Genomic DNA, 25,671 nt, shown 5'->3' with positions numbered 1-25,671 from the left:
GGTCTAGAGCACCGACGGCATGACGTCTTCGGGTCGAGGAATGCAAAGCATGGCTTCAGATGCGCGCAACGGCGCCGTCATGATGACGAGGCGCTCTGGAGTGTCGTTCGCGGCGAATCTTGCATTCGAGAATATCAGCCATCGCTACCATTCCAAGGATACGATAAAGGGCGTCACGCTCAAGGCTGAAGCCGGCGAGGTTCTCTGCCTGCTCGGACCCTCCGGCTCAGGCAAGACAACGCTGTTGCGTATTGCCGCGGGCATCGAGATGCAAACGGGCGGGCGCCTTCTGCTGAACGGGCAGGAGATATCAGGTCCTTCCGTTTTCGTCCCGCCGGAAAAACGCGGCGTCGGATTGATGTTCCAGGACTTCGCGCTCTTCCCTCATATGACCATCCGCGAGAACGTTTGTTTCGGCTTGACCGAACTGCCGAAGAACAAGGCGTTGATGCAAGCCGATACTGCCCTGGAGCGGGTGGGCCTTCTGCACTATGCCGAGCGGTATCCACATGTGCTCTCGGGCGGCGAGCAGCAGCGCGTAGCGCTCGCCCGTGCCCTTGCGCCGCGGCCGGCGGTTCTCCTGATGGATGAACCCTTTTCCGGCCTTGATTCGCGCCTGAAGGATTCCATTCGCGCCGACACGCTTGCGATCCTGCGCGAAACGCGGGCGACCGCCATCGTGGTAACGCATGATGCCGAGGAGGCGATGCGCATGGCTGACCGGATCGCGCTTTTGAGAGACGGCCGGCTGATACAGGTCGGCACGGCTGACGAGCTCTATCGCCGCCCATGCGATCTTTTCACTGCCGGATTCTTTTCGGAGATAAACGTCTTCGACGGTCGCGTGCGCGATGGCCGTGTCGAAACACCGCTGGGAGTTGTGGCTGCGGGACAATATGCGGAAGGCCAGTTGCTGAACGTAGCGGTTCGGCTCTCCGGCATCCATCTTGACGAGGAGGGCGGAGAAATTCCGGCGCGGATCGTGTCCAGGCGCTTCCTCGGGGTCGTTGAGCTTCTGGAACTTGCCGTGCCGCAGTCCGAACGAACGGTCAGGGCTCGCATCCGTGCCGATTTGCTGCCGCAAGGATTGCGTGACATCACGCTTTCCGTTAACGAGCGCGATATATTGGTGTTTGAAAAAGACGCATCAACACCTTAGGGTCCGCCTAGCGCATCGGCCCGAAAATTGGAATCGGTTCGATGCATGGCGCTACTGCATGTTTCCTTCAATCGGATCCGATTGAAGGACAAAACGTGCAGCAGATCAAAGTGCTACAGCGACCTTGGTGCGTCTGATAAGACGCACGGCGCCGTAGAGTGTGGCTGCCCCTGGGTGCGCCTGAAAAATGACAACGTAGCGGGCTCTAATGCGTTTAGGGTCTCGAGGGAGTAAGTGGATGGGTTCCTTTAGTATCTGGCACTGGTTGATCGTCCTTGCGGTGGTCCTGCTGCTGTTTGGCCGCGGCAAGATTCCGGAGTTGATGGGCGACGTTGCCAAGGGCATCAAGAACTTCAAGAAAGGCATGAGCGACGAAGACGCCGCTGCGGCCGATAAATCGATCGACGGCAAGACCGTCGACCACAAGTCTGACGAAGTCCGCTGACGGTCGAAAGTGGCGGAGCCGGGTGCGACAAGCGCCCGGTAGGCCGCATCACGGGTATGTAGGGCGCGTCGGATGCTTGATATCGGCTGGACCGAGCTTGTTGTTATCGCAATCGTCTTGATTATCGTCGTCGGGCCGAAGGACCTTCCGCCGATGCTGCGCGCGTTTGGGCGGATGACGTCCAAGATGCGCGGCATGGCGTCTGATTTCCGGCGACAGTTCGATGAGGCTTTGCGTGAAGCCGATCTCGACGAGGTTCGAAAGACGATCAGCGACGCGCAAAGCCTTAACCCGACGACGGCGTTGCGAGATGCGATGAACCCGCTGCGGCAGCTCGGAAACGAAATCAAGTCCGATCTTCAGAAGGCGACCACGCCCGATAAAGCGTCAGAACCGCCTGCTCCGGAGCCGTTGGTCGAGCCGGCTAGGACCGAGGCGGTCGGCGAGACGGCTGCGAAGGGAACGGATAAAGTGACGGCGGCTGCCGTAAGCTCTGCATCCAGACAGATGGACCGCGCCGCCGAGGCTTCGAAGGCAAGCGAACCGAAAGCTGCCGCCAAGCCCAAAACGGCGTCGAAGAAGTCGGCCGCCCCGTTGAAGAAGCCACGCGCTTCGGCCGCGGCGGACGCCGCTGGCGAGGCGCGCCCGAAGAAGTCGCCGGCGCGCAAGGCGCCGAGCGAGGCGTCTCCCGTGAGCAAAGCGAAGACGCGTGCGGTTTCGCGTAAGAAAGGTGATGCATGAGCCGCGAGATCGAGGACCGGCCGCAGCCGCTTTTGGAGCACCTGATCGAGCTGCGCACACGTTTGATGTGGGCGGTAGGTGCCTTCTTTGGCGCCTTCCTTGTCTGCTTCTATTTTGCCAAGCAGCTGTTCAACCTTCTTGTTCTGCCGTTCAAATGGGCCGTGAGCTGGGCAGGGCTCAGCCATCGGAACGTCGAACTTATCTACACCGCGCCGCAGGAGTTCTTTTTTACCCAGATCAAGGTCGCAATGTTTGGTGCGCTGGTGATCGCGTTTCCCGTCATCGCCTCACAGGTCTACAAGTTCGTCGCACCTGGTCTCTATAAGAACGAGCGCGCTGCTTTCCTTCCGTTTCTCGTCGCTTCGCCGCTCCTGTTTCTGCTTGGCGGCGCGCTGGTCTATTTCTTCTTCACGCCCATGGTCATGTGGTTCTTCCTGGCGATGGAGCAGGGCGGCGGCGAGGGGGAGGTGGCGATCCAGCTCCTGCCGAAGGTATCCGAGTATCTTAGCCTCATCATGTCACTGGTCTTCGCCTTCGGGCTGGTGTTCCAGCTGCCTGTGGTGACGACACTTCTGGCACGTGTCGGCTTCGTCACGTCCCAAGGGCTCGCCGAAAAGCGCAAATACGCGATCGTGATCGCCTTCGTAGTTGCGGCGGTTCTGACGCCGCCGGATCCGGTTTCCCAGATCGGCCTTGCGCTGCCAGCCATCCTTCTCTACGAAATTTCAATCTATACGGCGCGAATCGTTGAAAGGCGACGGGCTGCCGAGGCCGTCGAGCGCGAGGCTGCCACAGAGCAGGAAAGCTCATCCGAGACGGCCGACGCCGCCAAGAGCTGACCGCCGAGTTCTTGCGCCGTTTACTGCAGCGCTCCGCTCCGAACGGGCAGGGCGCGCTGCGGCATTCTGAATGACTGTATGATCTCGTCGATCGACCCGAGGAAATGCAGTAACCAACGCGTGGAACGACTATGCTCGATATCAAATGGATCCGTGAGAATGCAGACGTCCTCGATAGCGCCCTGGCGAAACGGGGTGCGGGGCCATTGTCGGCATCCCTGATCGCTCTTGACGAGCGCCGCCGGACAATTCTGCAGTCGCTGCAGGACATGCAGTCCCGCCGCAATGCCGCGTCCAAGGAAATCGGCGCCGCAATGGCCCAGAAGAACAGCGAGTTGGCAGACAGGCTCAAGGCCGAAGTCGCCGAGCTCAAGACCACGCTGCCGGCCGCCGAAGAGGAAAGCCGACGGATCGAAGCCGAGCTTACCGATGCGCTGTCGCGCATTCCCAATGCACCGCTCGACGATGTTCCCGTCGGAGCGGACGAAAGCGCAAACGTCGTAACACGTGTGGTCGGGGCCAAGCCCACATGGAACCACAAGCCGCTCGAGCATTTTGAGATCGGCGAAGCGCTGGGACTGATGGACTTCGAAGGAGCGGCGAGAATCGCCGGGTCGCGCTTCACGATCCTCAAAGGTCAGCTCGCGCGCCTGGAACGCGCGCTCGGCCAGTTCATGCTCGACCTACACACAGGGGAACATGGGTACATCGAGGTTCAGCCTCCGTTGCTCGTCCGCGACGATGCGATGTATGGCACCGGCCAGCTGCCGAAATTCACTGATGATCTCTTCCGCACGACTGATGGACGCTGGTTGATCCCGACGGCTGAAGTCCCGCTGACGAACATGGTCCGGGAACAGATCCTCGACGGCGAAAAGCTGCCGCTGCGCTTTACGGCCTTGACCCCATGCTTCCGCTCCGAGGCCGGCTCCGCCGGCCGTGACACCCGAGGTATGTTGCGCCAGCATCAGTTCAATAAAGTCGAACTGGTGTCGATCACGGATGCCGAGAGCGCGCTCGACGAACACGAGCGGATGACTGCTTGTGCCGAGGAGGTACTTAAGCGTCTCGGCCTGCATTACCGTGTGATGACGCTTTGCACCGGCGACATGGGATTTAGCGCTCGCAAGACGTACGATCTCGAGGTCTGGCTGCCGGGACAGGACGCCTATCGCGAGATTTCTTCGTGCTCGGTCTGCGGCGATTTTCAAGGCCGCCGAATGAACGCGCGTTACCGCGGAAAAGAAGAAAAGGGGACGAAGTTCGCCCACACGCTGAACGGTTCCGGCGTCGCCCTCGGCCGGGCGCTGATCGCCGTCATCGAGAATTACCTGAATGAGGACGGCTCTATCACCGTGCCAGACGCCCTCATAGCCTACATGGGCGGCCTGCGACGGATCGAGAAGGCTGCTTAGGGCAGGCCCAGCTTTGTGAAATCGAGACCTGCCGGAGCAGAGAACCCGTTAGACGGTTTTCCGGGAAGTGCTCCGGCACCATAAATGGAAGAAGACCGGCAATGCGCATCCTGCTGACGAACGACGATGGCATTCACGCGGAAGGTCTTTCCGTGCTCGAACGGATCGCTCGAACGATAACCGACGATGTTTGGGTCGTCGCGCCGGAAGTGGACCAGAGCGGGCTTGCCCATTCGCTGACGCTTTCGGAGCCCTTGCGCCTGCGCCCGGTTTCAGAACGGCGGTTTGCGCTCCGGGGCACACCGACGGATTGCGTGATCATGGCGGTGAAGAAGATCCTCGACCGAAAGCCCGATCTCGTTCTTTCCGGCGTCAATATCGGCGCCAACCTTGCAGACGACGTAACCTATTCCGGAACCGTGGCGGGCGCGATCGAAGGCACGTTGCAGGGGATTCGCTCGATGGCCCTCAGCCAGGCATATCACTACGCCGTCGGCCGGGAGGTTCCCTGGGATGTGGCGGAGACGCACGCGCCGGCTCTCATCCGCACATTGATGGATGTCGACCTGCCGGATGGAACGCTTGTCAATTTGAACTTCCCGAATTGCGCCGTCGATTCCGTTGCGGGAGTTGAGGTCACATCGCAAGGCAAGCTCGATTTCGGTCTCAGCATCGACGAGCGGACGGATGGACGCGGCTTTCCCTATTTCTGGCTGCGTTTCGGCGAGCGTGCCGGCGATTTCCGTTCCGGCACCGACATTCGGGCGTTGCGGGATAACAAGATATCGGTAACCCCGCTTAAACTAGATATGACCGATCATGCCGTTCAGGATCTTATAGCGCGCGCATTGCGGAAAGGGACGGTCGCTTGAACGCACGGGTTTCCCAACAGGAGGGGTTTGCAGCGATGGTGCTGCGGCTTCGCTCGGGCGGCATCGTCAACCATGAGCTTCTGAAGGCCGTGGAGCAGACGCCCCGGCTGCTTTTCGCTCCGCCGCAATATCAGGACGAAGTCTACTCCAAGCGGCTGATCCCGCTCGATTGCGGTTCCTTCATGGAAGGCTGCGACATGGCCGTCCGGCTTTTGCACTGTCTCAACCTGAAGTCCGGCCAGCGTATACTCGAGGTCGGAACCGGCAGCGGCTTTACGGCGGCCGTTATGGGGCGGATCGCCGAGCGCGTGCTGACGATCGACCGATATCAGACGCTGGTCGCATCGGCGCAAAAGAACCTGGAGAAGGCGGGCATCCGCAACGTCGTCGTCCGGCAGGCGGATGGTAGCGCAGGCGTTCCGGGCGAGGGCACGTTCGACCGCATCCTCATTACCGCTGCGTTCAACAGCCTTCCGCGGATGTTCTCTGATCACCTCGTTTCCGGTGGTACCCTGCTTGTGCCGATCATGATGAGCGAAACGCATTGCCGGATCGTTCGCGTCAACCGCACCGGCAGCCGTTTCGACCGGGAAGATCTGTTCGATGCGCCTTACCTTCCGATCGTCCCCCAGGTAGCGTCGTTCCTTTAGAGCGGCTCGGCGTGTTCAGAACAAGCGCACCATACGATCTTAATAGAATCTTAACTCGCTCCAGCTCCGCGCAAGCTTGCAGTCCTAGGCCGGACAGCATGATCATGTCGCGTGTGGGCATTCCTTCCGCATCGCGCGTCATGCGAACGGCGGAGACGGCATATGCAGGTCGGGAACAGATTGAACGCTGCCGCTGCGGCTGGAGACGGCTTGGGCAATCTCGCCGGGCGGCCGGCCGACCAGACCGGTGCCGCAAGCAAGAGCGAGAGCGGGGCGCAGCTTCCGCCGGCAAGCTTTCTCGATCCAACGCCCCGGATTTCGCTTTCCGCTGATGCGCTGCTTTACCTCGGCCGGACCAAGAGAACGCTCGAGAAATTGCCGCCTCTCACAAAAGACGAGTGGAACAACCATCTTTCGCCGCAGCTTGCGGCGCGCGAACATCAGGCGTTCGGCAAGTTCGCCCAAACCGCTGATTACAGGGCCTATTATAGGGGCTTCATCGACTACTATGACAACCTTCGGCCGGAGGACCAGAATAGCCTGCGCTATTTCGGAACGCGCGAGGCGGCGGTCGCGGGTTTGCGCTCGCTTGAATATGATGTGGAAAGCGGCCTCGATATCGGCGCCAACTTCGAAGGCCTGGTCAGCGTTTTCCTCGAAGAGAATAAGACTGCCCTCTCGCCGGCAACCGCGCCGCCGCCGGCCGAACGCGCGTATTTCGCTTGGGATGCATCCAACATCAGCTATGAGCACGAGGCGCCGGAGCCCAGGCTGATGACCGAAATAGAACGGTTGTATTCCGAGCTGATCTAGAGCACGAACGTGATTGGTTCCAATGGGGGATGCGGGCGGAAAGGCCGCGATATTTTTCTCATCCCGCTCCAGCGTTTCATCTTCGCGTCCTGCGTGCTGCATCTGGCTGGAAAGCGCCTGTTTGGACGCCCTATGGTTAGCATTTCGCCAGAATCGTGCCGCCCTTAACCGGGCGGTAACTCTAATGCGCTTTAATCATTCTACAGCGAGTTGCGTTCGGAGTGGGTAAAGCGTCATGCGTAAATTTGAATCTCCCCAGGCAGGCAAGTCTATGATCCGTCTCTGCGCGGCTATATTGCTTGCGGGTGTAGCGACCGGTTGCAGTTCTGACGCCAGCCGCTTCGGCGGGCTCTTCTCGCGGTCTGACGACATAATGACAGGCTCGATCCCGCAGGGTTCGAGTACGATGCCGAGAGGCGATGTCGCAAGTGGCGATGCAGCGCCCTCCTATGGAAACAGCGCGTCGGTCGGTCAATCCTATCCCGCTGGCGGCGGCTACAATGCGGCAGCGGCGCCGGTCTCCAGTGCTCGTGTCGCATCCACGCCTATGGCCGTCCAGCGTACGAGCCTCGACGAGCCGTCCGCCACATCCGGGCAGCAGCAGGTTCGGACCGCTTCTCTCGACTCGCAGGCCGCCGCCCTTCCGAGGTCGCAGCCGCAGTCGGGGGGCGCCAGGGATATTCCGAGCAAGGGGGGGTGGAGTGCCTCCAACGCGCCGACGATCTTGGTCCGTCAGGGCGACACGGTGACCGTTCTCGCCAGACGGTTCGGCGTCCCCGAGAAGGAGATCCTGAGGGCGAACGGATTGAAATCGTCAAGCCAGGTAGAGCCGGGCCAGCGCCTGGTCATTCCGACGTTTGGCGCCGCGGGCAGCGCCGCGAAGGCGGCTGCATCGGGGTCGATCGCCGACGTGGAAGGTGGTAAGAGGCGCCCGTCGCCGCTGCCGACTGATCAGCGCGAGGTCGCAATCCTCCCCGGTCAGTCCCAATCTCGCGAAAAGAACGAAAGCCGCAGCGATGTGGCCGCAGGCAAGCTCAACAGCGCTGGCGAGGGCGGCGGCACTGGCGGTTATGCGGTCAAGCCGGGCGACTCGCTGAACCGGATCGCCAAGGCGAACGGTGTCTCGGTCGCTGCTCTGAAGCAGGCAAACGGGCTTACGACGGAAGCCATCCGCATCGGACAAAAACTCAATATCCCCAGCGCTTCGGCCAATACGCCAGCGACCGACGCTGTCGTCACGGCTTCTGTCTCGCCCAAGAAGAACGAAGCCAAGGTTGCCGCAACGGAGCAGTCCAAGCCGGCCGAAGCCAAGGCGGCTGCCGCCAAGGAGAGCGTGTCCGAAGTCGCCATCAAGTCGGATGTCAACGAAGATCTCCCGAAGTCGACCGGCATCGGGAAATACCGCTGGCCGGTCCGTGGCGCGGTCGTCGCTGCCTATGGCGCCAATGTCGATGGCAACCGGAATGACGGTATCAACATATCGGTTCCGGAGGGTACGCCTATCAAGGCGGCTGAGAACGGCGTCGTGATCTACTCGGGCAGCAGCCTCAAGGAGCTCGGCAATGCCGTTCTGGTGCGCCACGATGACGGTACCGTAACGGTCTACGGCAATGCTGCCGAACTGAAGGTGCAACGCGGTCAGAAGGTCCAGCGCGGGCAGACGCTCGCATCATCAGGCATGACGGGCAGGGCATCGCGGCCGCAGGTGCACTTCGAGGTGCGCAAGAATGCGACCCCGGTCAACCCGGTGACCTATCTCGAATAGGTATAGCAGGCGCGTATCCCGAACCGTACGGGACTTAAGAGCAAACACGAGACGATCGAAAACGCCGCGCGGCTGACAGGCCGCGCGGCGTTTTCGATCGTTGCAGCCTTGCTACGGCAGCCTTGGTGGCAGCTACCGCTGCATCGATCTGATCGAAGTCAAGTGACCTAAGCCGCTAGCAAAATGCAGTGGCGGACGCACAGCGGAGAGGCGTTCAGGTGACTTTTCCGGATGGTGCAATTGAGGCCATTGCGCGGGCGAACGGTTCGGCTGCCATCGCGACGCGCAATGAGGGTCCGTTCGAAGCCATTGGCATCCGGGCCGTCAATCCATGAAGGGTAGCTTAGTCTAGCGCGGGGTGAGGAAAGGCGGGCGTGGTTCTCTGCCCGCATCCCCGCGTGTATCAGGCCGGCGTGTCGAGCTGCCTGCGCAGGCGGCCGGCCAGATCCTGGATGAATTGCCAGGCGACGCGGCCGGACCTCGATCCCCGTGTCGTCGCCCATTCAAGAGCTTCGGCATGCAGCTTTTCGGGCTCGACCGGCAATTTGAAGTATTGGGCATATCCGTCCACCATCGCCAGATAATCGTCCTGGCTGCATTTGTAGAAACCCAGCCAAAGACCGAAGCGGTCGGACAGCGACACCTTTTCTTCGACGGCCTCCGAGGGGTTGATGGCGGTGGATTGCTCGTTTTCCATCATGTTGCGGGGTAGCAGGTGTCTGCGATTGGATGTCGCATAGAGCAGGACATTTGCCGGACGTCCTTCGACGCCGCCGTCGAGGACTGCCTTCAGCGACTTGTAAGACGTATCGTCATGGTCGAATGAGAGATCGTCGCAGAATACGATCACCGGCACAGGCGCCGCCTTGAGGATTTCCATGAGCACGGGCAGAGTGGCTATGTCCTCCCGGTGCACTTCGACGAGTTTGAGCGCGCTGTCCGCGTCATGTGCGACCTTTGCATGGACTGCCTTGACCAGGGATGATTTGCCCATGCCGCGCGCGCCCCACAAGAGCACGTTGTTGGCGGGATAGCCTTGGGCGAAGCGGAGGGTATTGTCGAAGAGAATGTCGCGTACGTGGTCGACGCCGGAAATGAGTGCGAGATCGATACGGTTCGGCTTCGGTACGGGCTGGAGATGGCGCGTCGCCGGAGCCCAGACGAAGCAGTCGGCCTCATTCCAGTCGTTGACGGCATATGCCGGTCCGGCGATACGCTCCAGCGCCGCCGAAAGCCTGTGTATTTCGTCGAGCAGGACGTCGATTTTGCTTTCGGGCATTTCATACTTCTCCGGCAGGCTGAACTTCAAAATCGGCAGTTGACCCGCGCAATGACGGGCAAGCGCCAGGCTTAGGCAAATTCTTGAAACGCCGCGACATCCGTCTTCCGGTCGAATCCATTGAGGCTGCCCGGCGGCGTTTTTCTCGGTAGCACGGCGGTTTACGCTGGAAAAGACCGGCAGCCTGCAACCAAGGGGTTCTCCTGCTGCGGAATTTGTGCCAGAGGCAGGAGAAACGGGGAAGAGTGCAGGTGATTTGTGTTGCGGCACGGCTTTCCTATATTCCTGCAGGTTTGCCGCGGGGGCAAGCGCGCAATTGAACTCAAGGAGTGATCGATGTTTATTACCGAAGCTTTCGCGCAGACGGCGGCCCCTGGGGGCGGCGGCGCCGATATTCTGATGTCCATCCTGCCATTCCTGCTGATTTTCGTGGTCATGTATTTCCTGATCATCCGGCCGCAGCGTGCACAGATGAAGCGCCGCGAAGAACTGCTGAAGAACATCCGGCGCGGCGATCAGGTCGTCACCGGCGGTGGTATCGTCGGCAAGGTGACCAAGGTCGTCGACGATACCGAACTCGAGGTGGAAATCGCCGAGGGCACTAAGGTCCGCGTCGTCCGCAGCGGCGTTTCCGAAGTTCGCGTGAAGGGCGAGCCCGTCAAGGAATAGCCCGTCGCGGGACTGAGAAGCGTGCGCGGATTTTTCGCCCGCATCCGCGCTTGCTATCGGCATGGATCACGTTTGATTTTGGATCTGTCTGAGGCCAAAATCACCTGATTAGGGCAGGGGTCGCGACCGGCTGAGACCGGCGGATGGAGCATTTCGACGTATGCCCAGGTTTTCGCCGTTCAAGAACATTCTGATTTGGCTGGTCGTCCTGGCGGGCTTTGCCTGTGCGCTGCCAAATCTTCTTTCCAGGGAGCAGCTTGCCGATTGGCCGACATGGCTGCCGCACCGGCAGGTACCGCTCGGCCTCGATCTCAGTGGCGGCTCTCATATTGTCCTGCAGGTCAACCGCGAAGACATCGTTGCGGAGCGCCTGCATTCAACGATCGATGCCATCGCCGATGCGTTGAGGCAGGCGGATATCCACTATACGGGTCTGTCAGGTAGCGGGCGGAGCCTGCAGTTTCGTCTCCGCGACGGAACGAAGGCGCCTGCCGCGCGTGAGGCGTTGAAGGCTTTGTCCGCTCCCGTTCAGCAGGACGGCCTCTTTGGGAAGTCCATCCAGGAATTGGTCTACGAAGAAAGCGCGACCAACGACACGCTTCGGCTTCGCCTGACCGACGAAGGCATCGACTTCAGGGTCTCCGCCGCGGTTGCCCGTTCCGTCGAGGTCGTGCGCCGGCGCGTCGGCGAGGTCATCGCAGTTGCACCATCGATAGAGCGTCGGGAAAATGACCGCCTCAGCGTGCAGGTGCCCGGTTTGGACGAGCCGCAAAGGCTCAAAGATCTTCTTGCCCAGCGGGGCGACGTCGCTCTGAGGTGGCTGGACCTGTCGATGCCGGCACAGCAGGCCGTCGACACCAGGCCGCCGGCAGCTTCCGAGGTCCTCTATTCGCTCGACGATCCACCCATCCCCTACCTCGTGGAGCGACGAGCCTTCGCTGCAGCACCGGACTTCGTCGAGGCACAGCCGGGCTTCGACCCCGCAACGGCCGAACCTGTCGTAGATGTAAGGATCGCGGCGGGCGCAACCGAGCGGATTGCTCCGATCCTGCAGTCGGATCCAAGGAAGCAGTTTGCGATCGTACTCGACGGGCAGGTCATCTCGACCTCCGTTCTGGACAGCGCCGTCTCTGGTGATGCCGTCCGGATTTCCGGAAATCTCTCGGAAGATGGTGCCAACGATCTCGCCGCTTTGATCCGTGCCGGTCCGCTTCCCGTTTCGCTGACCGTCATCGAGGAACGTACTGTCGGCCCGGAGGACGGGGCCGACGCAGTTGCAAATGGCCTCACGGCCGGCCTGATCGCCGCCCTTGCGGTCGCGGCCTGTATGATCGGCTTTTACGGCTTCTTCGGCCTCGTCGCAGTCGTCGCCGTCATCGTCAACGTCGTACTGATAATCGCGGTATTGTCCGTCACCGGCGCCACGCTGACCTTGCCCGGAATTGCCGGGATTATCCTCACGATCGGAATTGCGGTCGACTCGAACGTTCTCATCTACGAGCGTCTCAGGGAAGAGGCACGCAGCAGTGACAAGCCGTTGCGACGGGCGCTGGACGATGGCTTCGAACGCGTCTTGAGAAGCATCGTCGACTCGAACCTTACGATATTCATCGCGGGCGTTATCCTGCTCTCTCTCGGCTCCGGCGCCTTCAGCGGGTTTGCGGTCACGCTTGCCGTCGGCAGCCTTACCACCATTCTAACCGCGCACAGCCTGACGCGCCGGCTTATCCGCGGCTGGTATCGCCGTCGTCGGCCGCACCGGCTGCCACGGGGCATTCGGACGGGATTTTTCAGTCGGGCAGACTTCCGTTTCATGGCGATCCGTAATCCGGTTTTCATTTTGATGACAGCTTTGTCGCTTGCTTCGCTGGTCCTCCTGACAAGCCTCGGGCTCAACATGGGAGCAGATTTCAGAGGTGGCTCCGTTATCGAGCTGCGGGCGCGAACCGGGGTGGCTGACCGTGCCGACATCCGTGCCCGCCTCGACGAACTGAACCTCGGAGAGGTTCAAATCGAGGAACTTGGTTCGGCGCGAGACGTTCTCATCCGTATCCCCTCGCAGGAAGCGGGCGACAATGCCGAGCAGACGGCAGTTGGTCTCGTTCGCGCAGAGCTCGAGGATCAGTATGACTTCCGGCGTGTCGCGGTGGTCGGTCCCGGCGTTTCCGGGGAGCTGACGCGGGCAGGATCGCTTGCTCTTGCTGCTGCGGTGCTGAGCGTTCTGCTTTATGTCTGGCTTCGTTTCGGCCGGCGATTTGCGTTAGGAGCCGTTGTCGCGACCTTGCACGATGTGCTGCTGACCCTCGGATTCCTTGGGCTGACAGGCATTGAATTCAATCTCGCCAGCATTGCGGCGCTGCTGACGATCGTGTGCTATTCGCTGAGCGATACCATGGTGATTTATGATCGAGTTCGGGAAAATCTGGTGCGCTATCGAAGGATGCCGCTTTCAGTCCTGATCGACACGTCGATCAATCAGACCCTCTCGCGAACCGTTCTGACGTCCTTGACGACGATGCTTGCTCTCGTCGCGCTCTATCTGTTCGGGGGCAGCGTTCTTGTTCAGACCTTCAGTGCGACGCTCATATTCGGCGTACTTGTGGGCACAGTCTCTTCGATCTATGTCGCCGGACCGCTGCTCATTCTCTTCAACCGCCGAAACAGTCGGCTTGGTGGCACGGAGGACCCGAACAATCCGGATTCGCCGTCGAAGACAGAAGCAAAGGGTGCCGTCTGATCATGGCAAAAGGGATCGAAATGCGCGAAGCGCACTTTCCGGGACGGGCGCCTGTCGACGCTTACGGCAATGGCGGGTTCCGCTTCGCCGACATGTCGCATCGCGGCTCCGTTCTGATGCTGCCTTCCGGTATCTACGCCTGGGGCGTGGCCGAAGGCGATCTGCTTGCGGTCGCGAAGTTCCAGCGTGTTTTCGATGAGGCGCCCGGAATCGAGGTGCTGCTCGTCGGAACCGGCCTGGAAATCCGCCCGTTGCCGGTCGAGCTGAAAGCGGCGCTTAGGGCCGCCGGCATCTCGTCCGATCCGATGAGCACGGGTGCGGCGGTGCGAACCTACAACGTGATGCTGGCGGAATCGCGCGCCGTCGCCGCGGCATTGATCGCGGTGTGAGGCGTTCCAAGGAAACTCGGCGTGCAACAGTCCGATGACCAAATTCTCGCGACCCTGCGGGACACCGACCGCGATCGTTACCTGGCCTGTCTGCTTTCTCCGGTAGAGAAGCGGCATTCGCTCGCGGCACTTTATGCCTTCTACGCCGAGATCGCCCGCGTCCGTGACATGGTCAAGGAGCCGCTACCCGGTGAGATCCGGCTGCAGTGGTGGCGCGACATTCTCGAAAACGAAAAGTCGGACGGCGGGGGGCATCCTTTAGCCGAAGCGCTCCTGCGATGCGTTCGCGAGCATCAGCTGCCTGTTCGCGTTCTGCAGGACATGATCGACGCACGCATTTTCGATCTTTACGAGGATCCGATGCAGGACAGGGCGGCGCTCGAAGGCTATGCCGGTGAAACCGCATCGGCGCTCATCCAGCTCTCTTCGCTGATCCTCGACCCGGTCAACGCGGCGGAATCCGCAGACGCGGCCGGTCATGCCGGTGTCGCTCAGACGATCGCCGGTCTCCTGCTTCTTCTGCCTGTTCATGTCGGGCGTGGCCAGGTCTATTTGCCTGCTGAGATTTTGAGCGCAACGGGGCTCGACAGGGAGGCTCTCCTTGCGGTGAACGACGAGGGCGCCGTCGAAAACGCCATCCGCGCATTTTGCGGTCTCGGCCGCGATCATCTTGCCAGGGCGCGCAAGAGTGCCAGTTCGATTTCGGCCCGGAATTTCTCCGCCTTCATACCCGTCGCCCTGGCCGAACCTGTGTTCGACCGTGCCGAGGCCGCCGGAGCGCGAATCCTTCGTCAGCCACTGCAGGCACCGCAATGGCAGCGGCAATGGCGGATGTGGCGGGCGAGCCGGCGTCGGAAATTTTAGCGGATAGCCGTTCGGCCGTCATCCTGGCGCAAGTCTCCCATTGTTCTATCGGATTCCCGTCGCTCTCAAGGGACCCACGCGATGCTTTGGTTACTGTTCCCGGCTGCGATTGCCGCCGTCTGCGTGTTTTATATCAGGATGAACGCACGCGCCGAGCGCGATGCAGACAATCCGGACGCGGGTTCGGCGATCGTGGAATTCGGCCGGGCATTTCCCGACGAGGCCATCCGGGCGCTGCATTCAAGCGTTGACGGAACAGCGATCTTCCTGCGTCTCCATGACGGTAAGGCGGGCTTCATACAGTCGCATGGCACGCATTATGTCTGTCATGTCGTTCAACCGGACAAGGTGCGGGTCAATACATCAGACAGTGGGCGCGGGTTGATCGTCCACTTCCCGGATTTCGCCTATCTCGACAATGCTTTCGAATTTCGGACCGCGGCCGAGGCGGCCGAGGTCTCGCTATGGCTGCTCGGCAGTTTCAGGACGAAACTCGAGAAGGAAGCGTCGGGCAACGCGGCGCCTGGACCGGATTGACCGTTGACGTCAACGGGTCGCTGCCCCGCCGATCAATAGATTTTTGTCGAGCCAGGTTGCACAGTCGCTCAGCGCTCGTGAGGCCATCGCCTGCTTCTTGGCGCTTGCCTTTTCCTTGCCGCGAAAGCGCTTCGCCCCCTCCGGCCTTGTGAGGGCCCCGGGATCGAGCGGCGGAAACAGCCCGAAATTGACATTCATCGGCTGGAAGGAGCGCTTGCCCGGTTCATCGTCGGAGACGATGTGCCCTCCGGTGATGTGATTGAGGAGAGCGCCGAAGGCGGTCGTCACTGGCGGAATGGCGGGAGAGGCGCCCTTGCGTTCCGCCGCGGCGAAGCGGCCGGCCAGAAGTCCGATACTCGCGCTTTCTACATAGCCCTCGCAGCCGGTGATCTGGCCGGCGAAGCGCAGTCCCGCACGCGATTTGAGGGTCAGCGACTGGTCGAGCAGGGTCGGCGAATTGATATAGGTATTGCGGTGCAGACCGCCGAGTCTTGCAAACTCTGCCTTCTCGAGCCCCGGGATCATCCGGAAGACCTCTCCTTGCGCGCCATATTTCAGTTTCGTTTGAAAGCCGACCATGTTGTAGAGCGTGCCGAGCGCATTGTCCTGCCGAAGCTGTACGACCGCATAGGGCTTGACCGACGGATTATGGGCGTTGGTAAGCCCCATCGGCTTCATTGGCCCGTGACGCAGGGTCTCACGTCCGCGTTCTGCCATCACTTCGATTGGAAGGCACCCGTCGAAATAGGGTGTGCCTTCCCATTCCTTGAAGCCGGTCTTGTCGCCGGCGATGAGCGCATCGACGAAGGCGTTGTATTCCTCCTGCGTCAGCGGACAGTTGATGTAATCCTTGCCCGTGCCGCCGGGGCCTACCTTGTCGTAGCGCGACTGATGCCAGCAGATATCCATGTCTATCGTATCCGCATGGACGATCGGCGCGATGGCGTCGAAAAAGGCGAGGGCGTCAGCGCCGGTTTCCGCCCGGATCGCGTCGGCGAGATCCGGTGCCGTAAGCGGACCGGTCGCAATGATGGCGAGATCCCATTCCTTCGGCGGCAGGCCGCGGATTTCCTCCCGCAGGACGGTGATCAGCGGATGGGCCGCGATCGCCGCGCTGACAGCCTCGGCGAAGCCTTCGCGATCAACGGCCAGCGCGCCGCCGGCAGGAACCTGATTGAGATCGGCGCATCGCATGATAATCGACCCCGCGAGGCGCATCTCCGCATGAAGAACGCCGACGGCATTGCTGGTCGCATCGTCGGAACGGAAAGAATTGGAGCAGACGAGTTCGGCAAGGCTGTCGGTCTTGTGAGCGTCCGTGCCGCGCACGCCGCGCATCTCATGCAGGATGACCGGGACGCCCGCTTCCGCGATCTGCCAGGCGGCTTCCGATCCGGCAAGGCCGCCGCCAATAACGTGGACGGGGGAATAGGAGGATGTGAGTTTGTTCATGCGCGGCTTCCTACCACAGCCGATCTTCGCTTCCAAGAAACGAAAACGGCGCCCGAGGGCGCCGTTTTCAAGCTGTGCAATGCTCGTCCAGTTAACGGAAGGAGCGGGCCGCGATGTTGCGGATATCGTAGCGAGTGATGCCGATATCGTTCAGGGCGTGGTTCGAAAGGCTGCCGAGTTCGGCAACGGTGCGGCGGTAGTTGATCCAGCTCTTTGCAATGCGAATCGGGTTCATGGTCGTTTCCTCAAGAAGATCGCTCGCGACAGTGATTGTCTGCGTCGTTGAGGTTCTTATACGCCTGTCTAATTGGGAGATGGAGTGCAAAGTAGATGCATCTGCTATGCATTTGTGCAGTGCATCGATCATTTGATGAGCATGAATACAGCCTCGGCTGAAAATGCGCCATCGCTTGAGATTCAAACTCCCGGGGTCACTGCATGAGACCAGAAAGCAGCAGATAAAGAAAAACGCCCGCCGGCAGAGCCGGAAGGCGTTTGAAAGGCCAAGATCTGGCGAAAAGCTATTCTGCTTACTTGATTGCCTGACGCGCAACGTAGGGAATGTCTGCCCGGCCGATGCCGAGGTCAGTCAGTTCCCGATCGCTCATGCGGCCGAGTTCGTTGCAGGTCTGACGATACTTGCGCCAGTTGTTGAAAGAACGTGCGAGGTTCATGATCCTATTCCTTTCTAGGTCGTTCGCCAGCGCTCTATCTCTCTTGCTGGCCATCATCTGATGACCCGGAATATAATCGATTTGACCCAAAATTACAGAGATAATGCTGCATCGCACCCATGCATGTCTTGCAAAGCTTTGTCCGATATTAATTCCGACTTAACCTTTTGGTGCCGGTCCGCCTTCCAGATTTTTGCAGCGAGCTTTTGCGCGCTTCTGAGAGGCGCCGCGTTTAGCGCAGATGCGCGGTGTAGCTGTAATGGAATAAGAAAGCAGAAATAAACAACGCCCGCTGGGGGAGGAGGTCCAGCAGGCGTCGCTTGTTCTGATTGGCAACTGGGAGGAGGAGTGCTGCCAATCCGTATCGGGTGCGCTGGGAGGAGGAGTGCGCTGCCCGATCGATGAGTGGAATATAGGCAGCATACCCGTAGCTTGGTAGGGGTCTCTCCGAATGGCACCTATGCGAACAGTGCATAGCTAAGGAGCCGGAAAGTGAACATGTGCCAAAATAGTAGGCAGGTGGATCACTTGAAGAGTGCAGTGCGGGAGAGGAAGAGAACGCCCGCCGGGGGAGGACCGGCGGGCGTCACAAAGGCGATTGGCAACCGGGAGGAGGAGTGCTGCCAATCCTATCAAAGCGGCGCTGGGAGGAGGAGTGCGCTGCTTCGAATTCCATGAGGTGAATATAGGACGCTTAAATCGATTTGTGCAGTGCAATGTCCACATGGAAGATATGCAGTTTGCGCAACGCATCGGCATGCGCCGCCGCATCGCGTTTCTGTCGGCACCCGGCTGTAAAGAGGGCAATCCTCCCGTTCGGAGACAAGCCGGATAAGGGCAACGGGCGCGAGCATTTTCCCTTTGATCCGATGAAAACGAGTGATATAGAGACGCCGCGCTCGGGAAGCCCCTGAACCTTTCGCACGGCCCAAGAAATATCTGCGGCATTCCGCTGGTGAGATCTTGTGAGGAATGCGATTGGGCGGTGCGATCGTCTGAATGCGGGTATGGTGAAATTGGTAGACACGCCAGATTTAGGTTCTGGTGCCGCAAGGCGTGGGAGTTCAAGTCTCTCTACCCGCACCAGGACGATATAGCAGTCACGCGTCGTTTTCGGCGCTGAGGAAGGCCGGCAAGGCGCCATTTTGCTTGCAAAGCGGTCGGAATTGCGTAAAGCCACTCCCGGCAAATGGATCGGCTCACGTGCTCGCCTAGCCTTATCAAGGGAAGAGCACCGTCAACGTGAAGTGAAGGTTTGAACATGCAGGTTATCGAAACGCTCGCTCAAGGGCTGAAGCGCGAACTCAAGGTCGTCATTCCGGCCGACGAAATGGAAGCTCGGATGAACGAGCGTCTCGTCGAGGTGAAGGATCGTGTTCGCATCAATGGCTTCCGCCCCGGCAAGGTGCCGGTTGCGCATCTGAAGAAGGTTTACGGCAAGTCGATCATGGCCGATCTCGTCAACGAGATCGTTCGTGAAAAGCCGACGGAAATCCTCACCAGCCGCGGCGAGAAGTCTGCGACCCAGCCGGAAATCGGGATGACCGAGGACGAGGCGGAAGCTGACAAGATCCTGAAGGCCGAAGCGGATTTCGAATTCACCGTCGCCTACGAAATCATTCCGCCGATCGAACTCAAGGACGCGAGCGGCATCAAGGTCACTCGCGAAGTCGTTGATGTCGGCGAAGACGAAGTCAACGAGCAGATCGAGCGCATCGCTGAAAGCGCCCGTACTTATGAATCGAAGAAGGGCAAGGCCGCCAATGGTGACCGCGTCACGATCGACTACCTGGGCAAGGTCGACGGCGAAGCCTTTGACGGCGGCAAGGACGAGGATGCGGAACTCGTGCTCGGCTCCAACCGCTTCATCCCCGGCTTCGAAGAGCAGCTCGTTGGCGCGAAGGCCGGCGATGAAAAGACCATCACGGTCACGTTCCCGGCCGACTACCCGGCAGCCAATCTCGCCGGCAAGGAAGCAACCTTCGACGTCACGGTGAAGGACGTCGCTGCCGCGGCTCCGATCGAGATCAATGATGAGCTGGCAACGAAGCTCGGCCTCGAATCCGTCGACAAGCTGAAGGAAATCGTTCGCGGCCAGATCGAAAGCCAGTTCGGCTCGATAACCCGCCAGAAGGTCAAGCGCCAGCTTCTAGACCAGCTCGACGAACTCTACCAGTTCGATACGCCCGAGCGCCTCGTCGACGCCGAATTCGAGAACATCTGGCGCCAGATCAACACCGATCTGCAGCAGGCCGGCAAAACCTTTGCCGATGAAGACACGACGGAAGAGGAAGCCCGCGCCGAATACCGCAAGCTTGCCCAGCGTCGCGTCCGCCTTGGACTGGTTCTCTCCGAAATAGGCGAGAAGGCCGGTGTCCAGGTCAGCGATGACGAGATGCAGAATTCACTGTTCCAGCAGCTGCGTCAGTTCCCCGGCCAGGAAAAGGAAATCATCGAATATTTCCGCAATACGCCCGGCGCTGCCGCCTCTCTGCGCGCACCGCTCTTCGAGGAGAAGGTCGTCGACCATCTGCTCACCGAGGTCTCGGTGACCGACAAGAAGGTGTCCAAGGAAGAGCTGACCGCGGAAGACGACGCCGACGAAAAACCGGCCAAGAAGACGGCTTCCAAGAAGAAGGCAGCTGCCAAGGCCGATGCCGCCGAGGGCGAAGAAGCCGCAGCGCCGAAAAGGAAGGCTCCGGCCAAGAAAAAGGCTTCGGACGAGAGCGCCGAGTAAATCGAGTGTCTTGCAATGAATTGAAAAAGCCGCCCTCCGGGCGGCTTTTTCTATGCGCTGATGCCGGGCGCCAACCCTGACGTTCGCCCAACCCTGACGTTCGCCGCGCTTGCTGGGAGCTCTCGCGCCGTCGACGCGCTGAACTGATGTGGAGCGAACGCCCCTCATCCGCCTGCCGGCACCTTCTCCCCGCGAGCGGGGGGAAGGGACAAGCGGCATGCTCCTGTTGCTTCCGAGCCGTTGCGGAGTATTGAGCGGTTGCGGCAAGTCCCTTCTCCCGATGGGAGAAGGTGCCGGCAGGCGGATGAGGGGCCGAACGCGCCTGGTGTCCTCTACGCCAAGAGACGATCGTCGAGCCGGACGCCTGACCAGCGCCCGGTCCGATCATCTCATTCAGCAGCTTCCGCATAGCTTTCGATCGGCGGGCAGGTGCAGACGAGATTGCGGTCGCCATAGACATTGTCGACGCGGTTGACCGGCGACCAATATTTGTCGACGCGGAATGCGCCGGGCGGGAAGCAGGCTTGCTCGCGCGAATAGGGCCGGTCCCAGTCGCCGACGAGGTCCTCGACCGTATGCGGGGCGTTCTTCAGCGGATTGTTGATCTTGTCCATCCGGCCTTCCGCTATGGCGCGGGCTTCCTCTCGGATCGCCAGCAAGGCATCGCAGAAGCGGTCGAGCTCGGCCTTGGTCTCCGATTCCGTCGGCTCTATCATCAAGGTTCCGGCAACCGGCCAGCTCATCGTCGGCGCATGGAAACCGCAGTCGATCAGCCGTTTGGCAACGTCGTCAACGGTCACACCGGCGCTCTCGGCAAGGGGGCGGGTATCGATGATGCATTCATGCGCAACGCGGCCTTTGGCCGACTTGTAGAGCACGTCAAAGGCACCCTTCAGCCGGGCGGCGACATAATTGGCATTGAGGATCGCCACCTTGGTCGCTTGCGTCAGGCCTTCGCCGCCCATCATCAGGCAATAGCTCCAGGAGATAGGCAGGATCGAAGCCGACCCGAACGGTGCGGCGGAAACGGCGCCCTTATGTTCGCCGCTTTCCGGATGCCCCGGAAGGAAGGGTGCGAGGTGGGCTTTGACCCCGATCGGACCCATGCCGGGCCCGCCGCCGCCATGCGGAATGCAGAAGGTCTTGTGCAGGTTCAAGTGGCTGACATCCGAGCCGATATCGCCGGGACGGGAAAGGCCGACCATCGCATTCATGTTGGCGCCGTCCAGGTAGACTTGGCCGCCATGCTTATGGACGATCTCGCAGACCTCGCGCACGTTCTCCTCGAATACGCCGTGGGTCGAGGGATAGGTGATCATGCAGCAGGAGAGCGTTTCCGCATATTGCTCGGCTTTGGCGCGGAAGTCGTCCATGGCGATCTCGCCGGCGTCGCTCACCTTGACGACCACCACCTTCATGCCGGCCATCTGCGCCGAGGCGGGATTGGTGCCGTGCGCCGAAGTCGGGATCAGGCAGACGTCACGATGTTCGTTGCCATTGGCAATATGGTAGGCGCGGATAGCGAGCAGACCTGCATATTCGCCCTGGGCGCCCGAGTTCGGCTGCATGGAGATCGCGTCGTAGCCGGTGATCGCGCAGAGTTTCTGCGACAGGTCTTCGATCAGATGGTGATATCCCATCGCCTGGTCGGCGGGCACGAACGGGTGGATCTCCGAGAATTCCGGCCAGGTTATTGGCAGCATCTCCGCCGTCGCGTTGAGCTTCATCGTGCAGGAGCCGAGCGGGATCATTGCCCGATCGAGCGCAAGATCGCGATCGGCGAGGCGTCGCATGTAACGCGTCATCTCGCTTTCAGCCCGGTTCATGTGGAAGATCGGATGGGTGAGATAGTCGCTGGTGCGCAGCAATTCCTTCGGCAGGCGGTAGTCCGGCTCGAACTGATCGACGCTGAAATCGCCGCCGAAAGCCCGCCAGACGGCCTCGAGGGTGATTGGCCGGGAGCGCTCGTCGAGACTGATGCCGATCTTCGTCGTCCCGATCTTGCGAAGGTTCACGTCCTCGGCGACGGCAGCCTTGAGGATGATGCCTTGTAGTTTGCCGACCTCGACGGTGATCGTATCGAAGAAGACGTCCGGCTCGACGGTATAGCCGAGTTTTTCGAGGCCGAGCGCAAGGCGGACCGTCTTCTGGTGGACGCTCTGGGCGATCGCCTTGATGCCCTCGGGCCCGTGGAAGACGGCATACATGGAGGCCATGACGGCAAGCAGCACCTGCGCGGTACAGATGTTGGATGTCGCCTTTTCGCGCCGTATATGCTGCTCCCGCGTCTGCAGCGAAAGCCGATAGGCGCGGTTTCCGCGCGCGTCGACCGACACGCCCACGAGACGGCCGGGCATCGAGCGCTTGTAGGCGTCCCTGACCGCCATGTAGGCGGCGTGCGGCCCGCCATAGCCCACCGGAACGCCGAAGCGCTGGGTTGAGCCGACGGCGATGTCTGCGCCCATCTCACCCGGCGACTTCAAAAGCGCCAGCGCCAGCGGATCGGCTGCGACGGCGGCGATTGCGCCCAGTTCGTGGAGCCTGGCGATCAGGCCCGAGAAATCGCGAACATGACCATAAGTGCCGGGATACTGGAAAATCGCGCCGAAAACGATTGCGGCGTCCAGATCCTCGAAGGGATTGCCGACGACGATCTGCCAGCCGAGCGGCTCTGCCCGGGTCTTCAACAGTGCGATCGTCTGGGGGTGGCAGTTCTCGTCGACGAAAAAGGCCTTCGCTTTGGACTTTGCGACGCGCTCCGCAATGGCCATCGCTTCCGCCGCCGCCGTCGCCTCGTCCAGCAGCGAGGCGTTTGCGACGTCAAGTCCGGTCAGGTCGCAAACCATCGTCTGAAAATTGAGCAGGGCTTCGAGACGCCCCTGGCTGATCTCCGGCTGATAGGGCGTATAGGCGGTGTACCAGGCGGGATTCTCGAGAATATTACGCTGGATGACCGGGGGCGTGATGGTTCCGTAATAGCCCTGGCCGATCAGAGAAACGACCTTCCGGTTGCGGTTCGCCGTCTCGCGCAGCTTGTCGAGCGCCTCGCGTTCCGTCATCGGCGCACCCCAGGCGAGTGGAGTCTGCTGCCGGATCGACGGCGGAACGGTGTCGTCGATGAGCGCATCGAGGCTCGGATAGCCGACGACCTTCAGCATTTCGTCCATTTCGGCCGGCGAGGGGCCGATGTGACGGCGATTGGCGAAGTCGTAGGGCTTGTAGTCGGTAAAGGTAAAGTCCTTGGGCATGCTCATCAGGCGACGAGCTCCTTATAGGCCGCTTCGTCCAGGAGCGCCTTGGCGGCGTCCGGATCGGCGAGTTTCAGCTTGAAGAACCAGGCAGCGCCTTGCGGATCGCTGTTGACGAGTGAGGGGTCGTCGACGATCGCCTGGTTGGCCTCGACGATTTCGCCGTCAAGCGGACAATAGACGTCCGATGCCGCCTTGACCGACTCGACGGTCGCTGCCGTATCGCCCTTGGAGAAGGTGCTCCCGGCTTCCGGCAGTTCCACGAAGACAAGATCGCCGAGCTGGCCCGCTGCATGCTCGGTGATGCCGACGGTCGCGACATCGCCATCGATCTTCAGCCACTCATGTTCCTCGGTGAATTTAAGCATATGCAGGTTCTCCTGATCAGCGTTTATACGTTTGTTTGATGAAGGGCAGGGCGGAGACGGCGACCGGCAGAAACTTGCCGCGCACCTCCGCAAACAGTCTGGTACCGGTTTCCGCGTGTTCGGCGTCGACATAGCCCATGGCAATCGGTCCATCGACACTCGGGCCAAAACCGCCGGAGGTGACCGTTCCTGCTGCCGTGTTGCCTTCCGCATCGGCAAATAGCCGCACGCCACCTCGAACGGGCGCACGGCCCTCGGGCTTCAAGCCGACACGCCGCCTGGAAACCCCGTGGGTGAACTCGGCCAGAATTCTGTCGGCGCCGGGAAAGCCGCCTGCGCGCTCACCGTCGGCGCGGCGGCTTTTCTGGATTGCCCATTCGAGTCCCGCTTCGATAGGGCTGGTGCTCGTGTCGATATCGTTGCCGTAGAGACAAAGGCCCGCTTCGAGGCGGAGCGAGTCGCGCGCGCCGAGGCCGATCGGCAGGACGTCGGGGTGTTCGAGAAGACGTTGAGTGACATCAACGGCCGCTTCGGTGGGAATGGAAATCTCGAAGCCATCCTCGCCGGTGTAACCGGAGCGGGATATGATGCAGCTTACGTCGTGAAGGTCGGCTTCGGCGACATCCATGAAGCGCATCGACGCGACGTCTGCCCACAGTTCGCAGAGAACCGCCCCCGCCCGAGGGCCTTGAAGGGCAATCAGGGCGCGGTCGGTCAACATGGTCACGTCGCAGAGACTGCCAAGACCATTCTTGAGATGCGCGAAATCGGCGTCCTTGCAGGCTGCATTAACGACGAGGAAAAGATGATCGCCGCGATTGACGATCATCAGGTCGTCGAGAATGCCGCCTGTCGCATTGGTGAACAGGCCATAGCGTTGCCGGCCTTCCGCGAGGCTGAGCACGTCCACCGGCACGAGCTTTTCCAGAGCCAGTGCCGCGTCCTCGATCTTTCCGGACTTCGGCCGCACGAGGATCTGACCCATGTGGGACACGTCGAAAACACCGGCCGCGGTACGGGTATGAAGGTGTTCCTTCAGCACGCCCTCCGGGTACTGAACCGGCATGTCATAGCCGGCGAAAGGCACCATTCGCGCCCCGCGCGAAAGATGCAGCGCGTGCAGCGGCGTGTGTTTCAGGGGGGAAACGTCTTCCAAGTCCGGCCTCCAGGTCTGGCGCGTCGTCGCGCCGGCTCACAATACCGGCGTCATGCGCCGACAAATTCGAGCCCCCTCTGTCCCTTTGCCTGAGATTGTTATCCCTTCGGCGAGCGCGAACGCTTCTCTCCAGAGTCCTACCGGCACCTTGCTGGTCCTTTGGCCTGAGAGTTTCCGGGGCGGTTGCTCCTTCGGCACCGGATCGAACCGGTTTCTCCCAACAAGGTCGTCTCCAGATAACGGCGAAGGCCGGATCTTGGCAAGGGCCTATGTCGCGACCGAACATCTTTTTGTCGCCCTGGCTTCATCCACCGTCATGCGTGCGGCAAATCGGCCTTTGCAATTTGGTTGGGCAGCCGCTAGGAAAACCTGCGAGAGGTGACGATGACGGGGCGCGAGCGGAAATGGGGAATTGCGGTGCGGCTGCTTGCAGCATTCGCACTCGTATTCCTTTCCTTTGCCCACCGGCCAGCCTTGGCAGAGGGGATCAGCCCGGCGGTCGCGGCCGAATACGTTCTTCCCGACGGCACTTTCGCCGATATCTGCTTCGGCGCGGACGGCGTCGATCTTGATACCGGCCACGGCAAACTGTCCTTCGCTCCCGTTTGCGAAGCCTGCCGGCTTGCCGCCTCCGTGCTGCTGCCGGTGGCGCCCGATGAGAGCCTGCCTGCACGCAACGGCAACTGGGCTGCCGGCACACCGATCATCGTAACCGAGGCCGTCCTTCTGCCCCTGCGTCTGGTGCCGCCGCCGCGCGGTCCGCCAGCTCAATCGTAATCCTCCTGAACCGATTGCAGAATTCATTCCGCCGCTCAGCGGCGTTGACCCACAAAGCCGATTGAGGCGCGTGGTTGGAGATTAC

General features: G+C 60.9%; 23 protein-coding genes, 1 tRNA gene and 1 riboswitch. Of the genes, 17 read left to right on the top strand and 7 right to left on the bottom strand.

Annotated features, from left to right (window positions below):
- Positions 1–49: 49 nt before the first annotated feature.
- The 9 genes from FB009_RS15785 to FB009_RS15740 all read left to right on the top strand — a co-directional run bounded on the left by FB009_RS15785 (position 50) and on the right by FB009_RS15740 (position 8,699).
- On the top strand, positions 50–1,159 hold the full coding sequence (locus FB009_RS15785) for an ABC transporter ATP-binding protein (RefSeq protein WP_020487294.1): 1,110 nt from the start codon (positions 50–52) through the stop codon (positions 1,157–1,159).
- 238 nt (positions 1,160–1,397) lie between these two features.
- Positions 1,398–1,604: a twin-arginine translocase TatA/TatE family subunit gene (locus FB009_RS15775; RefSeq protein ID WP_011975334.1), complete on the top strand. Its 207-nt coding sequence runs from the start codon at positions 1,398–1,400 to the stop codon at positions 1,602–1,604.
- Positions 1,605–1,676: 72 nt separating this feature from the next.
- On the top strand, positions 1,677–2,345 hold the full coding sequence (gene tatB, locus FB009_RS15770) for a Sec-independent protein translocase protein TatB (protein ID WP_011975335.1): 669 nt from the start codon (positions 1,677–1,679) through the stop codon (positions 2,343–2,345).
- A complete protein-coding gene (gene tatC / locus FB009_RS15765; protein ID WP_011975336.1) occupies positions 2,342–3,184 on the top strand; it encodes a twin-arginine translocase subunit TatC in 843 nt (280 codons plus the stop codon). Before tatB ends, tatC begins: the two co-directional genes overlap by 4 nt.
- 131 nt (positions 3,185–3,315) lie before the next feature.
- Entirely contained in the window at positions 3,316–4,599 is a 1,284-nt protein-coding gene (gene serS, locus FB009_RS15760; protein ID WP_011975337.1) for a serine--tRNA ligase, read from the top strand.
- A 101-nt stretch (positions 4,600–4,700) separates the two neighbouring features.
- Complete coding sequence (surE, locus tag FB009_RS15755; protein WP_011975338.1) at positions 4,701–5,471, top strand: 5'/3'-nucleotidase SurE; 771 nt, start codon at positions 4,701–4,703, stop codon at positions 5,469–5,471.
- A complete protein-coding gene (locus tag FB009_RS15750) occupies positions 5,468–6,121 on the top strand; it encodes a protein-L-isoaspartate(D-aspartate) O-methyltransferase (protein WP_011975339.1) in 654 nt (217 codons plus the stop codon). Before surE ends, FB009_RS15750 begins: the two co-directional genes overlap by 4 nt.
- Positions 6,122–6,283: 162 nt before the next feature.
- The gene (locus FB009_RS15745; protein WP_011975340.1) at positions 6,284–6,934 is read left to right on the top strand and encodes a biotin biosynthesis protein BioC; all 651 of its coding nucleotides are present in this window, start codon (positions 6,284–6,286) and stop codon (positions 6,932–6,934) included.
- A gap of 235 nt (positions 6,935–7,169) precedes the next feature.
- Positions 7,170–8,699, top strand: coding sequence for a LysM peptidoglycan-binding domain-containing protein (locus FB009_RS15740; RefSeq protein ID WP_011975341.1), 1,530 nt, complete (start codon positions 7,170–7,172; stop codon positions 8,697–8,699).
- Between the two features lie 403 nt (positions 8,700–9,102).
- Here FB009_RS15740 and FB009_RS15730 read toward each other — a convergent pair whose 3' ends face one another.
- Complete coding sequence (locus FB009_RS15730; protein WP_145161674.1) at positions 9,103–9,978, bottom strand: ATP-binding protein; 876 nt, start codon at positions 9,976–9,978, stop codon at positions 9,103–9,105.
- A 336-nt stretch (positions 9,979–10,314) separates the two neighbouring features.
- On the opposite strand from FB009_RS15730, the gene yajC reads away from it, so the two are divergent.
- The 5 genes from yajC (at position 10,315) to FB009_RS15705 (ending at position 15,174) form a co-directional block, all read left to right on the top strand.
- Positions 10,315–10,647 (top strand): preprotein translocase subunit YajC, encoded by a 333-nt coding sequence (gene yajC / locus FB009_RS15725; RefSeq protein WP_011975343.1) that lies wholly within the window; start codon positions 10,315–10,317, stop codon positions 10,645–10,647.
- 160 nt (positions 10,648–10,807) lie between these two features.
- A complete protein-coding gene (secDF, locus tag FB009_RS15720; protein ID WP_011975344.1) occupies positions 10,808–13,384 on the top strand; it encodes a protein translocase subunit SecDF in 2,577 nt (858 codons plus the stop codon).
- Positions 13,385–13,386: 2 nt separating this feature from the next.
- On the top strand, positions 13,387–13,773 hold the full coding sequence (locus FB009_RS15715; protein WP_011975345.1) for an Mth938-like domain-containing protein: 387 nt from the start codon (positions 13,387–13,389) through the stop codon (positions 13,771–13,773).
- A gap of 21 nt (positions 13,774–13,794) precedes the next feature.
- Positions 13,795–14,637, top strand: a complete 843-nt coding sequence (locus FB009_RS15710) for a phytoene/squalene synthase family protein (protein WP_011975346.1) — start codon at positions 13,795–13,797, stop codon at positions 14,635–14,637.
- Positions 14,638–14,718: 81 nt separating this feature from the next.
- The gene (locus FB009_RS15705) at positions 14,719–15,174 is read left to right on the top strand and encodes a hypothetical protein (protein WP_011975347.1); all 456 of its coding nucleotides are present in this window, start codon (positions 14,719–14,721) and stop codon (positions 15,172–15,174) included.
- Positions 15,175–15,183: 9 nt separating this feature from the next.
- Here the strand turns inward: FB009_RS15705 and trmFO are convergent, their stop codons facing one another.
- From trmFO to FB009_RS15690, 3 genes are all read right to left on the bottom strand, one after another.
- Positions 15,184–16,626 (bottom strand): methylenetetrahydrofolate--tRNA-(uracil(54)-C(5))-methyltransferase (FADH(2)-oxidizing) TrmFO, encoded by a 1,443-nt coding sequence (gene trmFO / locus FB009_RS15700; RefSeq protein WP_018011009.1) that lies wholly within the window; start codon positions 16,624–16,626, stop codon positions 15,184–15,186.
- A 91-nt stretch (positions 16,627–16,717) separates the two neighbouring features.
- Positions 16,718–16,861, bottom strand: a complete 144-nt coding sequence (locus FB009_RS15695) for a DUF1127 domain-containing protein (protein ID WP_003529520.1) — start codon at positions 16,859–16,861, stop codon at positions 16,718–16,720.
- Between the two features lie 295 nt (positions 16,862–17,156).
- Positions 17,157–17,300, bottom strand: a complete 144-nt coding sequence (locus tag FB009_RS15690; RefSeq protein ID WP_003529522.1) for a DUF1127 domain-containing protein — start codon at positions 17,298–17,300, stop codon at positions 17,157–17,159.
- A 1,001-nt stretch (positions 17,301–18,301) separates the two neighbouring features.
- Here FB009_RS15690 and FB009_RS15680 point away from each other — a divergent pair.
- A tRNA-Leu gene (locus FB009_RS15680) sits at positions 18,302–18,386 on the top strand.
- 175 nt (positions 18,387–18,561) lie between these two features.
- Entirely contained in the window at positions 18,562–20,037 is a 1,476-nt protein-coding gene (gene tig / locus FB009_RS15675) for a trigger factor (RefSeq protein WP_011975350.1), read from the top strand.
- 389 nt (positions 20,038–20,426) lie between these two features.
- On the opposite strand, the gene gcvP is transcribed toward tig, so the two are convergent.
- The 3 genes from gcvP to gcvT are packed head-to-tail and all read right to left on the bottom strand — an operon-like array spanning position 20,427 to position 24,809.
- Positions 20,427–23,291, bottom strand: a complete 2,865-nt coding sequence (gene gcvP / locus FB009_RS15670; RefSeq protein ID WP_011975351.1) for an aminomethyl-transferring glycine dehydrogenase — start codon at positions 23,289–23,291, stop codon at positions 20,427–20,429.
- Positions 23,291–23,653 carry a glycine cleavage system protein GcvH gene (gene gcvH, locus FB009_RS15665; protein ID WP_011975352.1) on the bottom strand — a complete coding sequence of 121 codons (363 nt, stop codon included), beginning with the start codon at positions 23,651–23,653 and terminating at the stop codon, positions 23,291–23,293. The genes gcvP and gcvH overlap by 1 nt, the downstream gene beginning before the upstream one ends.
- 16 nt (positions 23,654–23,669) lie before the next feature.
- Entirely contained in the window at positions 23,670–24,809 is a 1,140-nt protein-coding gene (gene gcvT / locus FB009_RS15660; RefSeq protein WP_011975353.1) for a glycine cleavage system aminomethyltransferase GcvT, read from the bottom strand.
- Between the two features lie 142 nt (positions 24,810–24,951).
- A riboswitch (glycine riboswitch) is annotated at positions 24,952–25,039 on the bottom strand.
- Between the two features lie 154 nt (positions 25,040–25,193).
- Between gcvT and FB009_RS15655 the strand changes: the two genes are divergently transcribed.
- Complete coding sequence (locus tag FB009_RS15655; RefSeq protein WP_011975354.1) at positions 25,194–25,586, top strand: hypothetical protein; 393 nt, start codon at positions 25,194–25,196, stop codon at positions 25,584–25,586.
- Positions 25,587–25,671: the final 85 nt, after the last annotated feature.

This window comes from Sinorhizobium medicae (assembly GCF_007827695.1).
Taxonomy (GTDB): domain Bacteria; phylum Pseudomonadota; class Alphaproteobacteria; order Rhizobiales; family Rhizobiaceae; genus Sinorhizobium; species Sinorhizobium medicae.
This window is presented reverse-complemented; position numbering and strand designations above follow the sequence as displayed.

Excerpts from the sequence above, each read along its gene's own strand:
- FB009_RS15785 (WP_020487294.1), top strand. The coding sequence starts at position 50 with ATGGCTTCAGATGCGCGCAACGGCGCCGTCATGATGACGAGGCGCTCT.
- FB009_RS15775 (WP_011975334.1), top strand. The coding sequence starts at position 1,398 with ATGGGTTCCTTTAGTATCTGGCACTGGTTGATCGTCCTTGCGGTGGTC.
- tatB (WP_011975335.1), top strand. The coding sequence starts at position 1,677 with ATGCTTGATATCGGCTGGACCGAGCTTGTTGTTATCGCAATCGTCTTG.
- tatC (WP_011975336.1), top strand. The coding sequence starts at position 2,342 with ATGAGCCGCGAGATCGAGGACCGGCCGCAGCCGCTTTTGGAGCACCTG.
- serS (WP_011975337.1), top strand. The coding sequence starts at position 3,316 with ATGCTCGATATCAAATGGATCCGTGAGAATGCAGACGTCCTCGATAGC.
- surE (WP_011975338.1), top strand. The coding sequence starts at position 4,701 with ATGCGCATCCTGCTGACGAACGACGATGGCATTCACGCGGAAGGTCTT.
- FB009_RS15745 (WP_011975340.1), top strand. The coding sequence starts at position 6,284 with ATGCAGGTCGGGAACAGATTGAACGCTGCCGCTGCGGCTGGAGACGGC.
- FB009_RS15740 (WP_011975341.1), top strand. The coding sequence starts at position 7,170 with ATGCGTAAATTTGAATCTCCCCAGGCAGGCAAGTCTATGATCCGTCTC.
- FB009_RS15730 (WP_145161674.1), bottom strand. The coding sequence starts at position 9,978 with ATGCCCGAAAGCAAAATCGACGTCCTGCTCGACGAAATACACAGGCTT.
- yajC (WP_011975343.1), top strand. The coding sequence starts at position 10,315 with ATGTTTATTACCGAAGCTTTCGCGCAGACGGCGGCCCCTGGGGGCGGC.
- secDF (WP_011975344.1), top strand. The coding sequence starts at position 10,808 with ATGCCCAGGTTTTCGCCGTTCAAGAACATTCTGATTTGGCTGGTCGTC.
- FB009_RS15715 (WP_011975345.1), top strand. The coding sequence starts at position 13,387 with ATGGCAAAAGGGATCGAAATGCGCGAAGCGCACTTTCCGGGACGGGCG.
- FB009_RS15705 (WP_011975347.1), top strand. The coding sequence starts at position 14,719 with ATGCTTTGGTTACTGTTCCCGGCTGCGATTGCCGCCGTCTGCGTGTTT.
- trmFO (WP_018011009.1), bottom strand. The coding sequence starts at position 16,626 with ATGAACAAACTCACATCCTCCTATTCCCCCGTCCACGTTATTGGCGGC.
- FB009_RS15695 (WP_003529520.1), bottom strand. The coding sequence starts at position 16,861 with ATGAACCCGATTCGCATTGCAAAGAGCTGGATCAACTACCGCCGCACC.
- FB009_RS15690 (WP_003529522.1), bottom strand. The coding sequence starts at position 17,300 with ATGAACCTCGCACGTTCTTTCAACAACTGGCGCAAGTATCGTCAGACC.
- tig (WP_011975350.1), top strand. The coding sequence starts at position 18,562 with ATGCAGGTTATCGAAACGCTCGCTCAAGGGCTGAAGCGCGAACTCAAG.
- gcvP (WP_011975351.1), bottom strand. The coding sequence starts at position 23,291 with ATGAGCATGCCCAAGGACTTTACCTTTACCGACTACAAGCCCTACGAC.
- gcvH (WP_011975352.1), bottom strand. The coding sequence starts at position 23,653 with ATGCTTAAATTCACCGAGGAACATGAGTGGCTGAAGATCGATGGCGAT.
- FB009_RS15655 (WP_011975354.1), top strand. The coding sequence starts at position 25,194 with ATGACGGGGCGCGAGCGGAAATGGGGAATTGCGGTGCGGCTGCTTGCA.